13 protein-coding genes and 1 pseudogene are annotated in these 12,853 nt (G+C 61.7%); 10 read left to right on the top strand and 4 right to left on the bottom strand.

The features are described from left to right. Window positions 1-112: 112 nt before the first annotated feature. The 3 genes and pseudogenes from AC0L2P_RS24635 (at window position 113) to AC0L2P_RS24625 (ending at window position 1,200) form a co-directional block, all read left to right on the top strand. Entirely contained in the window at window positions 113-253 is a 141-nt protein-coding gene (locus AC0L2P_RS24635; RefSeq protein WP_473482450.1) for a hypothetical protein, read from the top strand. Then, window positions 195-485, top strand: a pseudogene (locus tag AC0L2P_RS24630) (ISNCY family transposase); the annotation flags it as partial. The gene AC0L2P_RS24635 and the pseudogene AC0L2P_RS24630, both read left to right, overlap by 59 nt. 223 nt (window positions 486-708) lie before the next feature. Then, window positions 709-1,200: a DUF2958 domain-containing protein gene (locus AC0L2P_RS24625; protein WP_473504826.1), complete on the top strand. Its 492-nt coding sequence runs from the start codon at window positions 709-711 to the stop codon at window positions 1,198-1,200. On the opposite strand, the gene AC0L2P_RS24620 is transcribed toward AC0L2P_RS24625, so the two are convergent. Together AC0L2P_RS24620 and AC0L2P_RS24615 are read right to left on the bottom strand one after the other, a co-directional pair. Continuing rightward, the gene (locus AC0L2P_RS24620) at window positions 1,136-1,579 is read right to left on the bottom strand and encodes a type II toxin-antitoxin system VapC family toxin (protein WP_473488842.1); all 444 of its coding nucleotides are present in this window, start codon (window positions 1,577-1,579) and stop codon (window positions 1,136-1,138) included. The two genes, AC0L2P_RS24625 and AC0L2P_RS24620, sit on opposite strands and share 65 nt — an antisense overlap. Window positions 1,580-2,285: 706 nt before the next feature. Then, window positions 2,286-2,501: a hypothetical protein gene (locus AC0L2P_RS24615; protein WP_473504837.1), complete on the bottom strand. Its 216-nt coding sequence runs from the start codon at window positions 2,499-2,501 to the stop codon at window positions 2,286-2,288. A gap of 47 nt (window positions 2,502-2,548) precedes the next feature. Here AC0L2P_RS24615 and AC0L2P_RS24610 point away from each other — a divergent pair, with 47 nt between their 5' ends. The 7 genes from AC0L2P_RS24610 to AC0L2P_RS24580 all read left to right on the top strand — a co-directional run bounded on the left by AC0L2P_RS24610 (window position 2,549) and on the right by AC0L2P_RS24580 (window position 7,759). After that, window positions 2,549-3,403, top strand: coding sequence for an alpha/beta fold hydrolase (locus tag AC0L2P_RS24610; RefSeq protein ID WP_473504824.1), 855 nt, complete (start codon window positions 2,549-2,551; stop codon window positions 3,401-3,403). Between the two features lie 391 nt (window positions 3,404-3,794). Continuing rightward, a complete protein-coding gene (locus AC0L2P_RS24605; RefSeq protein WP_473504822.1) occupies window positions 3,795-4,007 on the top strand; it encodes an XRE family transcriptional regulator in 213 nt (70 codons plus the stop codon). A gap of 27 nt (window positions 4,008-4,034) precedes the next feature. Next, complete coding sequence (locus tag AC0L2P_RS24600) at window positions 4,035-4,220, top strand: hypothetical protein (protein ID WP_473504820.1); 186 nt, start codon at window positions 4,035-4,037, stop codon at window positions 4,218-4,220. Between the two features lie 59 nt (window positions 4,221-4,279). After that, window positions 4,280-5,200 (top strand): N-6 DNA methylase, encoded by a 921-nt coding sequence (locus tag AC0L2P_RS24595; protein WP_473504819.1) that lies wholly within the window; start codon window positions 4,280-4,282, stop codon window positions 5,198-5,200. Window positions 5,201-5,268: 68 nt separating this feature from the next. Further along, a complete protein-coding gene (locus AC0L2P_RS24590) occupies window positions 5,269-5,715 on the top strand; it encodes a DNA methyltransferase family protein (protein ID WP_473504817.1) in 447 nt (148 codons plus the stop codon). Window positions 5,716-5,729: 14 nt separating this feature from the next. Then, window positions 5,730-7,040 (top strand): hypothetical protein, encoded by a 1,311-nt coding sequence (locus tag AC0L2P_RS24585; protein ID WP_473504815.1) that lies wholly within the window; start codon window positions 5,730-5,732, stop codon window positions 7,038-7,040. Window positions 7,041-7,048: 8 nt separating this feature from the next. Continuing rightward, window positions 7,049-7,759 (top strand): hypothetical protein, encoded by a 711-nt coding sequence (locus tag AC0L2P_RS24580; protein ID WP_473504813.1) that lies wholly within the window; start codon window positions 7,049-7,051, stop codon window positions 7,757-7,759. Between the two features lie 166 nt (window positions 7,760-7,925). Here the strand turns inward: AC0L2P_RS24580 and AC0L2P_RS24575 are convergent, their stop codons facing one another. Together AC0L2P_RS24575 and AC0L2P_RS24570 are read right to left on the bottom strand one after the other, a co-directional pair. Further along, a complete protein-coding gene (locus AC0L2P_RS24575) occupies window positions 7,926-11,396 on the bottom strand; it encodes an AAA family ATPase (protein ID WP_473504811.1) in 3,471 nt (1,156 codons plus the stop codon). Then, window positions 11,393-12,652 (bottom strand): metallophosphoesterase family protein, encoded by a 1,260-nt coding sequence (locus AC0L2P_RS24570; protein WP_473504809.1) that lies wholly within the window; start codon window positions 12,650-12,652, stop codon window positions 11,393-11,395. Before AC0L2P_RS24570 ends, AC0L2P_RS24575 begins: the two co-directional genes overlap by 4 nt. Window positions 12,653-12,853 lie beyond the last annotated feature (201 nt).

Raw genomic sequence — 12,853 nt, 5'->3', positions numbered from 1 at the left:
AACTGATCTTTGGGCAGCAGAAGCCTGATCGCCGGCTCTATGAGATCGCCACGCTCGCCGCATTGCGCGAGCGCCTTTGCTCGGCGTCTCGGCCAGGCAAGTCCAGCGGCTAATGAAGACGTTTCAATCTGAAGGCGCGCCGGCTCTTCGCCACAAGGCGCGTGGCCGTCCCTCCAAGAACCGCATTCTTGATGGCCCTGTGCCGCAAGGAGGTCCGCACGCAGACGCAGGCTCTGACGCTGCGTTACGATAAGGTGATGTTCATTCTCCACCCGACCGAATTGGCGAAGAAGCTTGCCTGCAAGAAGGTGGTCGTCTGCGACTATGCTGATGGCCGTCTCGAGATCATGCATGAGGGTGTCGCCCTGCCCTACAGAGCCTTCGATGAGCTGCGCTCGGTTCACCGTTCGGCGATCGTCGAGAACAAGCGGCTGGACGCCGCCCTGGAGATGGTTGCCGAGATGCAGGTCGGCCGCGAGTCGCGCGCTCCCGTTGTGGCCGTCCCCACCGCCATGCGACATTCTACTTTGCTGGCGCCGCGACATTCGAACTTGGTTGCAACATCGCGCACAAAGCATGACATCGCCAGATGCCGGGCCGGTCCGAATTCGTTACGTTGAGGTAAGCACCACGCCGCCAACCGGACGATTGCGAGCGGGCTAGCGATGGAGGCGCGGTGGCCAGCTCTCGATCAGGCTGGTCGCGGCCTTGGTTGCCCATCTCAATGACATCGGATCGTACTTCTCCCTGTCGCGCGCGAAATACGCCCCTCCCGTCATCGAGACGAAACGAGATCCTCTTTCACCTTCCGGCAGAAATGACGCCCGCCTGGAGCGCCATCACCAAGCGAATTGCGTTGCCCGCGAGGTCGAACAGCCCGAGCTTGATCACGAGCCCGTCGTGAAGCTTCTCCTGCCAACCGGGCGCGCGACTTGGCTCTTGACCGAGTTCGACCGCGAACCCGGAGTCGCCGTCGGTGTTTGCGACCTTGGCATGGGATGGCCGGAGCTCGGCTATGTAGCCCGGTCGGACCTCGACAGCTTGCCCGGGCCGTTCGGCAGGCCATGTCCTCGCTTACCTGCTCGGCAACGAGCCCCGGTCAATTCCGGCAGTTCAGTCAACTTTTCGACGACGCTCAGTCATCGGATCCTTTCGGCAAGGTTGCCACGTCTGTTCGACCTAAAAGCTGGTGCAGGGTGAGCAGCGGCGAGCGCATCGCCTTGGCATAGGCGTAGTGGAAGCGACCGAAATTGCTGAGGCGCCGCTTTCCTATGCCGTGCTGTTCGGCGACGGCGACCGCGTAGGACAGGACGCGTCGGGGCGAACCGGGCTCGCGGAGCCGAATCTTTCGTGCTTCGAGCCATTCGACGACAACCGCCTCAGCCGCTTTGTAGGCGCAATTCAACTGATCCGGCCGTGAAAGGACGATGATGGCTTCCCAGGGAGCAAGTGTCGATGTGAGCGGCGATGCCGCATCGAGCAGCGCCGCTTCATAGGCGTCGGCCGTGTCCTCCCCGCCATTATCGAGACGATCGCACATGCATCGACGAACATTATTCGTCACCACCTGTGAGGTCATGGTCGAGCTCGTGATAGGCCTGCGGTGGAACCGGCTTTCGACCTGGCTGAAAAGACAGGCCGTGCTTAGCCAGAATCTTTTGCGCTGGCTCATACTTCACGGCGGCTTGTTCGTGCCGTTAGGTTCGCGGCTACGCAACGCGGCCACCATGTTGGCGCGATGGACGATACGATCCCGTTCCTGCTGCGCCAGCCCTTCCGCGATCAACATTGGCGGCGAAACCCCTGAGCCACGCGACCCAAGCCCGGTATCGCGCAACGAACGGCTTCGGGAAGACGGGCAGAGGCTGCGTGCCGCACGCGCCCTCATGGTCTTGGCGCTTCGCGACCGCGCGGGCGGGCCACGCTGTTCTGGCGCCGCGAGGCGCGTGATGCGTGTCCACAACCTGACAGCGGCACACAAAATGCCAAGTTCAAAACAAACATTGGCGAAAATGTCAGGTTCTTACAACCCGCCATCTGGGCACTGTGGAGGTTTTTCAAAGCATATCCATGCGCTTACTGCGCGCTGAGCGCGCTGGCACGGGCTTTGCACATAGAAGTGCGACACTGAATCAGGGTGACTGCACGCGGACCGGCAAGACGAGCATGATCTCTTCCGTTGAACCCGTGTGCCCGTCTTTGAGAGGACGGACTGAAACAGCACCTTCTAACGGATTTGCTGCAGGCCCTGGCGAGCTACAAGGGGCCCAGCCCAGCCTCGCCCGTCATTCGAAAACACGTGCCCGACCAAAGAGAAGACGGATCGACACCTTCCTGGCGCGGCCGAGCATGTTGATGCCGACATTCTCGAGCTTGATGCCGAGGTCTTGGGAGATCACCTGGCCGCCGGTCACGATGCCGGCGGGCCGACGTGCGTTGTCCCACCGGGTGATGCGGGCAAGGGCGAGACGGAAAAATGGGCTCGACTTCCCGGTTGTCAACCTTTCTTTTTTCCCTCGTTCTCAGAAGTAATCTTGAGGAGTAAACGATGCTCAGTGGAATGGCCGACCGTGGCGACGCTCAGATATATTATGAAGTTCGTGGAAACGGTCCACATCTTCTGCTGATTTCGGGCGCCGGCGGTGACGCCGGGTATTTCTCAGGTCTGGCTGAGGATCTTGCCAGCGCCTTCACAGTCATAAATTACGACAGGCGGGGCAACTCACGCAGTACGGGCCGCTCTGAGACGCCGATCACGGTCGCGCAGCAGTCGGATGATGCGCGCGCGCTGATCGACCAGCTTGCCGGCGGCAAGGCCCTGGTTTTTGGAAACAGCGCCGGAGCGATCGTCGCGCTTGATATTGCAGCCCGTCACCCCGATGTCCTGCGCGGCGTGATCGCGCATGAGCCGCCCGTCACCGGGATGCTCGCTGACGGGGACCCGTTGCGGGGTTTTTTCGACCGCATCGGCGCGCGCTACCGTGAAGCGGGCGCTCAAGCTACTGTCTTCGAGTTCCTCCAGGCCGTCCGGGGCGAGGGCAGCGAAAGCACATATATCTGGCCGGAAGATCTCCAGGCGAGGTTCCTTGGGAATGCCGACCACCTGTTTGGGAATGAATGGGCGGCTTGGGGACGCTTTGTTCCCGACGAGGCAGCACTGCGCAGCGCCAAATTCCCTATAATTCTCGGCGCGGGTTCAGCTGACCGCGGGCTGTTCTATGCCCGGCCATCCGTCGAAATTGCGCGGCGGATTGGCGTTCCCTGGGTTGAGTTTCCAGGCATCCACCTCGAATTCATGCCTCGTCCCGCTCTTTTTGGCGCGGCAGTCCGTGTGCTGGCATGCCTGATGCACACTGCGGCGGACGCCCTCCCCAAGGCGTGGAATACCGAAGCTGGGGGATGAACGCGCAGCGATCCCCCCACTCGTGATTGACACGATTGTTTCGGGAAGCGATGGGCAGCTTCAAAATGTCCCGTCGACGCGCACCAGAGCTGCCATGCCACTAGGATAAGCATCATGGTTCTATGAGGAACGAAGGGCTGGTTTTCCGCTTTGTCAGCCAAAACCGGAGTGACAGCACACGTCCCAAAGACTGCAGATGCGAACATTCTGCTTCTTCGGCTTTTACCGGTTGCCTGGAAGGTCGAGCGAGTGCCATTGTACACATCGTATTGTGTGCTATGACACATCAAATAGTGTGCTGAGACGAAGCGGTGCGGTGCCTTACGCTGACTTCCTTGCCGAACTTGAGCGCGCCGGCCTCAGTGTGCGGACCTTTGCCGAGTTGATTGGTATGAACCCCAATTCGATCACGAACTATGCAAAACGGAGAGCCCTGCCGCAGCACATCGCCCTTGTTGCCGTGCTCGTCGCGGAAATGGCCGCTAGCGGGGTCGACTATCGCACCGCGATTGCCAAGGTTGCGCCGACGAAGAAGCCGCGCGGCGCTACTCGTCGCGGCCGTTTCGGCGGCGATCGCCAGGCAAGTCTGGATTTACGTTCGTGAGCGCACCACTGGCAAACGGCCATAGCCATGACTGACTGGCTGGCCCGGCTCGAGCCCTTCGGCGCCGACCGGCAGGCGCTGCACTCGCTCGATGCCGACGGGCCTGAGCTTCTGCCCTATGCCACGCTGACCAGCGCACGACGTGACAGGATTCGATCCTGGGTGTCGTCGGCGCCGTCTATGAATGGCAGGATGCACCGCTCGTCTTCCTAGTCGACGCTGATCAGATCGACGGCAACGAAAAAATCCACCAACTGCGACGCTTGCTGGCAATGCGAGGCGACGCGCCATATCTCGGCATCGTCGCTTCCGGTCGGCTCGACGTCTACGCCATCGCGCTCGATCGCAAAACGCCTGCCCAAGCGCGTATCGCTATCGACGGGTCGACCGAAACGGTCAAGGATTTGTTCCCGCATCTGGCCAATCGCCGACCCCGGGCCGCGCGAACGAAGCAGAGTTGGATTTCTAACGTCGTCCTCAACCTCCTTGCCGAGGCGATCGATTGCCTGATCGGTCTTGACCTTGAGCACGGCGACGCGATCTCGCTCGTGGGCCGAGCCCTCTTCGCCCGCTTCTTGGGGGATCGTGACCTCCTGCCGGCAAATCTGGCTGCGCCGGACGTCGCTGCAGCGATGTTCGACAATGCCGACAATGCGCGTGCGACTTGCAGCTGGCTCGACGAGACGTTCAACGGCGATCTTCTGGCCTTGTCGGTCGACTTATTCGATCACCTGCCGTCCGAAGCCTATCACGTTCTTGGCAACATCATGATGCGCGCGCCAGGCGGCCAACTCTTTCTGGGATGGGCGGAGCGCTGGGATAGGCTCGATTTCGCCCACATTCCCGTCGGCGTGCTCAGCCAAGCCTATGAACTCTATCTGCGCAGCCACGCGCCTGCCAAGCAGAGACAGGAAGGCGGATACTATACCCCCTGGCCCATCGCCGACTTGCTCGTGCGCGCGTCATTTCGCGCGCTGGAGCGTGATGGGGCGACCGCCGACGCGCGGATTCTTGATCCGGCGGCCGGCGCTGGCGTGTTCCTCCTCACTGCATTCCGGGAACTGGTTGCCGCCCGCTGGCGCGCGGACGGCAAGCGGCCCAACACGCAGCGCCTGCGCGAAATCCTCTACGATCAGATCACGGGCTTCGATACGAAGCAGCGCTGCGCTTCGCGGCCCTGGCGCTTAACCTGATTTCGATCGAACTTGATCCCGAGCCCAAGCCGGTCGACAAGCTCCGCTTCGACGATCTGAGGGGCAAAGTGCTTCATCGGATCGGGGCGAATACGGACGCTCCCGGCGCGGCGTTGGGCAGCCTCGGGCCCTTGGTCGACGAGGAACATCGTGGGCGCTACGACATGGTCGTCGGCAACCCACCGTGGTCCTCAGGCACGAAGCTGCCGGACTGGTCATTGGTGCTGTCGACAGTCGCTCGCATCGCCAGTGAACGGACAGGTACCAAGATCGCGCCACCACTCCCCAACGAGGTGCTCGATCTCCCATTTGTCTGGCGCGCGATGGAGTGGGCGAAGCCCGGCGCCCAGATCGCGTTCGCGCTGCATGCCCGTCTGCTTTTCCAGCAGGGTGACGGGATGGTCGACGCGCGCAGGATGCTCTTTCAGGCGCTCGACGTGACATCGGTTATCAACGGTGTAGAGCTGCGACAGACCAAGGTGTGGCCGGAATCTCCGCGCCCTTCTGTTTGCTGATCGCGACCAATCGCATGCCGGAGACCGGCACGGGTTTCCGCTTGATCAGCCCGAGGGTAGAAACCGCACTCAATGCGTCGGGCGCCATGCGCATCGATGTGCATTCTGCCGAGATCATCGCAACGCAGCAGATGGTCGAGACGCCCGACATACTCAAGATCTTATTTAGGGGAACGAAGGCGGACCTCCGCCTTGTCGAGCGGATCAGAACGAAAGGATTTCCCACCCTCGATGCGTTTTGGCGTGACGCGGTTGGCATTTCCGACCGCGGCCGCATGGCGGGTGCCGGGCGCGGCTATCAAACCCTGAAGGCAAGTAGTCGGACCAGGGTGAAGGGCGATGGCCAACCAGGCGCCCCAGCGCAGTACCTACACGGGCTGCCCGATGTCACGATCGAGTGTCTAGATGATCTTCTAATCGATACCGATCAGCTCGAACCGTTTCAGCACGATCGAGTTCACGATCCTCGAGATCCGCGCTTGTTCGAGGCACCAATCACGATCGTGCACAAGTCACCGCCGGCGGAGCGTGGCCGGATCCGTATCGCGGTTTCCAACAGGCCCGTTGCGTACAATGAGAATTTTTACGGATACAGTCCAGGTGAGTTCGAGCGTGCCAACGTCCTAGTGCGCTATCTCGCGCTCGTGTTCGGCAGCAAGTTCGCCTTGTGGCTCGCACTCATTACGAGTGGCGAGTTCGGGTTCGAGCGCGATGTTATCGAGAAGGCTGCGCTCGACCGTATTCCCTTGCCTGATTTCCGCAAGCTGTCGCCCGACACATTGGCCAAGATCACTCAGCTCTTCGATGAACTGCGCTTGTCCAAGAAGAACTGGGACGATGTCGATCGCTGGGTCGCGGATCTGTATGGGCTAGGCCCGACCGATCTGCAGATCATTTCGGACACGCTCGCCTTCAACCTGCCGTTTGCCGAAACGAAGATCACAGCGCAAGCCCGGCCCGACCCGAAAACCACGGCCGATTTTTGCAAGGTGCTTCGTGGCGAACTTGAGCCTTGGGCGAAACGCTTCAGCACGCCAGTAGGCGTACGCATGGTGACTGATCGTCCGACGTCACCCTGGCTGGGACTTCTGCTGCATACGGAAACGAAGGAGCCTGACGCTGGCATCGAACAGGATTGGGAAGGACTGCTCTCTGTCGCCGACGCAACGGCGGCGACAGAGATGATAGTGGAAGATCGTAGCGGCACGCTCCTCATCGGCCGTCTGGCCCAGAATCGGTATTGGAGCGACACGCAGGCGCATCTGCTGGCTCAGCACATCATCTGGTCGCGCCTCGATTTCTTAAGAGGGCTCAACCGCAGATGAGTTCTCCAGTGCTTGTGCCCCGTCCGGACCAGATCGCGGAATTGACCCGTGGTGTCGATCTGCCGTTGGCGGCGATCGACGATATCCACCTGCACATCATCGCTGATGTTGTGGCCCAGGCATTCAAGGACATCCGCCAGAGCGCCCCACGAACAGTCGCAACGGGCGACGAAGCCGAGGTGACCGCGCTGCTAGAGGCCCGCCTCAACCGTATGATCGAAGAGGACAAGGTCTGGCGACAGCTCGTGGCCTCCGTGGTGCGCGGCAAAGAGAGTTTAAGCTTTGACGGCTCGCATCTGGAAAAGCGCCCAGACCTTTCCATCCATCTCACTGCTCGAACGCGCCGATTCCCGCTGATCGCTGAAGCCAAGATTATCGACGTCACGAGGGGGGAACACCTTTACTGCAGCCAAGGCCTGCAGCGCTTCCTCAATGGGGAATATGGCTGGGGTGGCCGTGAGGCATTGATGATCGCTTATGTGCGCGACGGGACCACCATCGCGACCCGCCTGGAGCCCTACCTTGCGCTTCCGGCACAAGCGACCAACTATGCGGTCGAAAATGCCCCGACGTCCCTCGGATTGGGTGCATGCGATGCCGCACTATCCGGGCACGGCCGGTCCTTCCTCTATGCGCATACGACACCGCCTGCGAACGATCCAGGTGCCATTGCTCTCTGGCACCTTTGGGTTGACGCCTCCGCCGTTGCAACAGCCTAAGCTCGCAGGGGAGCGCGACCCTCACACTATCGCCGACGTCGGCTTCCGGGAGCGTCGGATAAACACTGTACGGCCGACATTGGCGCGAAGGGGCCATCCAAGGTTCGGCCTACGGAAGTCGTCTTGGTAGCAGGGGCATCAACTCATGCCACGCGACAGCAGGCAACTATGCGAGCTCGTGGATCGTTACACCCGGCACAACAGCCTTGGCGATTTCGCATAGGTGCTGGTGATGCGTGAGGTAGATCACCTGACCCGCGCTGGCCATCTGACCAAACAACCTGAAAACCTCTTCGGACCGGAAATGATCGAAGGTCTCCATGATGTCGTCGGCAATGAATGGCACAGAGGGTCGCAACTGGGCGAACTCGTAGTATCCGGCAAGCCGCAGCGCCAGGTAGAGCTGAAAACGCGCCCCCTTTGACAGCGCATCGGCGACCTTGGATTGCCCATCGCGCTGCAACGCGATGAGCACTTCCCCACCCTTCACAGGTTGAGTTGTCAGGCCAGAGTACTGGTCGCGCGTCATGAGGGCGAACGCGTCTGATGCGCGCTCCATCATCCCAGAGCGGTGACGCTCGCGGTAGAGACGCAGAGCATTTCCAGCGGACATTATTCCCAATTTCAGCTCGATAAAGCGGACGGCCTTTTCCTCGATTTCCAGAAGGACGGTGCGCCGTTCGACATCTATGCGGGCAACAGCGCTGTCGCCGCCAATGGCGTCAAGCTTGTCGGTTGCGCGCGTCTTCCGAATGAGCTGGTGCTGCAACGCCTCGTCAAGGTCGCGAAGCCGTTGTTCGGCTCCGGCCTTCTCGATTGCGAGACTGTCAAGATCGACAGCATCCAACATCGAACGCGCCTGCTCGAACCCTTCCACCGCAAGCTCGAACGACACCTGCTCCTGGAGTTCGGCCACGGCTGTGCGCAGGCGATCCCTGTCGCGCAGCAGTTCGTCGCGTTGCACGACTTCGGATAGCGTGGCCACGCCAAAGACACTCAGGACCTCGTTCTTGCGGCGCTCATGTGCGGAAATCTCAGCATCGAGGATTTCACGCGCATCCTGTAGGCGCTGCAGGTCATTGACGAGACTTGCCTTGGCCTCGCGCGTGCGCTCGCCGCGCTCCAGGCGCTGGGCAAGGCGGATCGCCAGCTGTTCCGGCTCGTCGTCGTCGGCCGCCTCGCCCGCTTCGGCTGCAACGGCGGAAACCTCGACCAGAAAATTGTCCCTGTCGGCCTCCATCTTCGCGATGCGGAGCTGCATGGCGTGCCGGTCCTGAAGGCTCTTGGACAGTTCAGCCAGTTGATCAAGGACGCCGCCCATGCCGGGCACCGAGATGCCACTCTTCAGCCAGGTCCCCTTGAGCGCTTCGGCAATACCGGCCTGCCATTCATCCTCACGTCGCTCCGCAACTTCGACAGCGCGGCGCCTGGCGGCCAGATCCTCTTGCCTTGTTCCAACCGTCTTGAGCGCCTCGGTGCGCTCTGCGTCCACCTTGAACTGTCTCTCAAGAAACAGCTCTGCCACGGCCATGACCGTCTCCAGGCTGTCACCAGCATCCGAAGCGACGCCGACGCTCGCCAGCGCGCCGCTCAACTCCAGCCGTATTCGCCCTTCCTCATCAACCGCCCGCTCGGCCTTCTTGCGCGAAAGCTCGATCTCCTCCCAGGCCGCGAGCGCATCGATGCGGGCAGCGATGCGATCCTCGATCAGTTCGATCAGCTGTTCGGGGGATGTTTCGTGGCACGGTCCGAGCAGCTCTCTGGCGGCCGTGCGTATTTCCAAGAGCAAAGCCTCCCGATCTGAGCCGTTGCGGGCAAGTTGATCATGCGCATGCGCGATGGTGGCCGCGGTTTCTGCGAGGTTGCGGTTTGTGCTGCGAATTTCGACCAGTTCCCGGGCGTTGGCCAAACGGCCTGCGCCAACACTGTCGTCTCGGGCCAGTGTTGCCGCGAAATCATCCGCCGTTTCGCCAGTCAGGTCACCGCGATGCCTTGCCCACGCCTTGTCGCGGGCGCGCCGGATGGCGCCCGCCGCATCATCGTCGCTGACATCGACCGAGGCACGAAGGGCTTTCAGCCGCGCCGAAAGCAAATCGTGATTGCCTTGGTGCTCGGCAAGACGTTCGGAAAAGACACCCCTGCTCTTCCCAAGCTCTGCTGCCAGCGCCTTCCATGCGCCAAGTTGTCCGGCATTCGGAATGGCGAGCCTGGCCAATGCCTGAGCATCCCCCGACCAGGGATGCAAGCGCGCGATCGCGGCCTCCCATCGAACTGCACCCGCATCCGCGGCCTCGCGTGCCGCCTTGGTCTCCCTCATGTACCCGCTGGCTTTTGCCGTAGACAAAGCCGAAACCAGCCTTGCCCTGGCAGGCTCTGGGACAGCCCGTTCTTCTCCGACCCGCTCGCGTGCCGTCTGGAGCGCATCAGCAGCGGCCGCGGCCTCCTCGCGCGCAACGCGCACGCTGGTCACAATCCCGGATCGCTGCTCGACCATGGTGCGCACAGCGCCAATGGTTGCAGCAGGCAAGAGCAGTTTGGCAGGATCTGGCTCGGAGGACCTTCCCAGTGCGCCAAGGCAGGTCGCCACGGCATTGTCGAGGATTTGCAGCTCCGTCCTGCGGCTTGGCAGGTCCAGGCCGGCCGAGACGTGCCGCACCTTTCTGTCAGCCAGGCCGCGAACCCGTTCGGAAATCGCAAGGATCACCGCGTCCACGTCGACCGAGGCGATTTTCGCCGTCACCCGTTCGAGCTCTTCCACACTCGCGGAAAGCCGCGTTCTCAGACTGGCGTCGGCCTCGATCATCTCAGTGACGCTGCCGGTCCATGTCCGTGGCGGTGAAGCGATCTCTGGCAACTCGGCCAATTGGGCCTGCTTGCGCCGGATATCGGCAAGGATCGGCATCGCGCGAAGATACTTTGCGATCGTCTCGAGCCGGGCCGACAGCACCGAGCGTTCGGCGATGCTGCGGTCGTATTTTTCCGTCGCGTCCAGGCGCTCTGACTCGAGCGTTTCGAACGCCGACGCCAGGGTGTCGATCGCGTCCCTCCTCGACTTTAGTTCGGCAAGCCGCTTCTTGAGCAGCGCAAGCTCGGTTCCCTGTGCCTGCTTGCGATAGAGCCTATCCGCCTCGGCGTCGAGCAGGCTCAACGTATCGCTTGCGTGCCCGAGCCCGGCGCTGGCCGTGAACAGCAGCTTGCCCAAGTCGCCGCGCGATTCCAGAATTGATTTTCCACCTGCTTCCAGCGTTTCGTCGTCCAACGAGAACATGGTCTCGTATGAGTCGCGAGACAGCCCGGCTAGATGCGCTGATATCGCCATTTCGCTGACCGGTTGGCCAGCCGCGTTGAGCAACGAGTTGGCGCGCTGTTTGGTGCGTGTGAAAATGTGCTCGGCGCCGCCGAGTTCGAGCACACCGCCGATACGCATGGCGCTGTACTCGTGCAGGAAATTGTAGCGGCTGCGCTCCTCGATGCCGAACAGCAGGTCGAGATAACCGGATAGTGCTGTCGACTTGCCGGCTTCGTTCAGGCCGAAGACGATATGCAGGTCGGGTCCGGATTGCGGTTTCGGACCGAAGTCGATCGTCGCGTCGGTGAACTTGCCATAACGGATGAGATCAAGTCGCCGCAGCCTCATTGCGACCCACCGGCCTTGAGGCGGGCGGTGACTAGGTCGGCGCCGTTGGCAAGCACCCTGTCGAGGAACAACTCCTGCTCAGCCTCGTCCCTGCCGGCGAAATCGCGTCCGTCAGGCGGCAGATCCGCGATCATCTTCTGGACGAGCGCCCTCGCCTCGGCACGGAAAGCTTCCGAGCCGGCATCAGCGCGCATGGATTGAGCGAGTTCGAAAATCGGATCAGCGACGCCCTCGGATGTTTCTGCCTCGGGTGGAGAGACGTTAAGCTCGAGCTTCTCCACCCAGGTGTCTCCCGTGTGCTCCGCGACCTGCTCGGCTTCCGCGAGCAGCAGGTCGCGGTCGCGGATCAGCGCCCAGGATAGAGGTGACGCCCCGGTCAGGCCGAGGCGAACTACGGCATGGCGTGACCTGACGGAGGCGCGCACATCTTCGAGCGCGGAGCGGACTCGTCCGACGACTTCGGACCATTCCACCGTTTCCGTCACGTCGACGTTGACCCGCTCGAATTGCGCGACGCTGGTTAGCCTCTCCTCGATCTCGACGGTTCGGTCGTCGCGTATCGTCGCCAGGGTGACGGATTTCTCGCCGGCCTCGTTGATGTCCCTGCCCTGCGGAATTCCTGGCATCACCACTGTGCTCGCCCCGGGATGGACCTGGCGGACATGGATGTGCCCAAGGGCCCAATAGTCGAAGCCATGGCTGTGCAGGTCAGCGACGCTGCAGGGCGCATAGACGTCGTGGCCGGGCGATCCGGCCAGGCTTGTATGCATGATGCCGATGTTGGCCGCGCCGTCACGCGGCGCTGAGTACTTCGGGAGTAGACTGTCGGGCGCCTTGGGGCTGGCAAAGCTCAACCCATGGAACGCAACGTCAAGCCCGCCGGCCGTCTGCAGCACGGTCTGGGGACGGCCACCGAAGATCGTGACCGTGTCCGGGAACACCAGCTGTTTCGATATGCGCGCCAGGGCGTCATGATTGCCGCGGATCTTGAAAACCTTGATGCCCGCTTGGTGCAGGCGGGACATCTGTGACGCCAGGAACCGCGCCGTTTTCATCGACGTCTGGTCGCCATCATAGAGATCGCCGGCAATGACCAGGGCATCGACGCGCTCCGCAAGGCAGAGATCCACGATCGAGACGAATGCCTGGCGGCTGGCGTCGCCGACGAGTTCGGCAAGATCGAGGTTTCGCATCGCCAGCGAACGCAGCGGCGAGTCGAGATGAATATCGGCCGTATGTACGAATCGAAATGCCATTGGCGGTCTCCGGTTACGAACATACGGGCGTTCGACCGCGGCTCGATAGAAGAATTTGATCATACGCTTGGTCCGCGCCGAAAAGGCTTCGACTAGTCACCTAGCGCAAAAGATCGATGAGAGTGGCGCCCGAAGTTGTGCAACGGCATGGCACGGCGAACGACAGCAGACGATACCGCAAATCCGGGCGATGTCGAATTG

The organism is Mesorhizobium sp. WSM4836, assembly GCF_055811815.1.
Note: the sequence above shows the minus strand (reverse complement) of the source record. Positions and strands in the feature narration are given on the sequence as shown.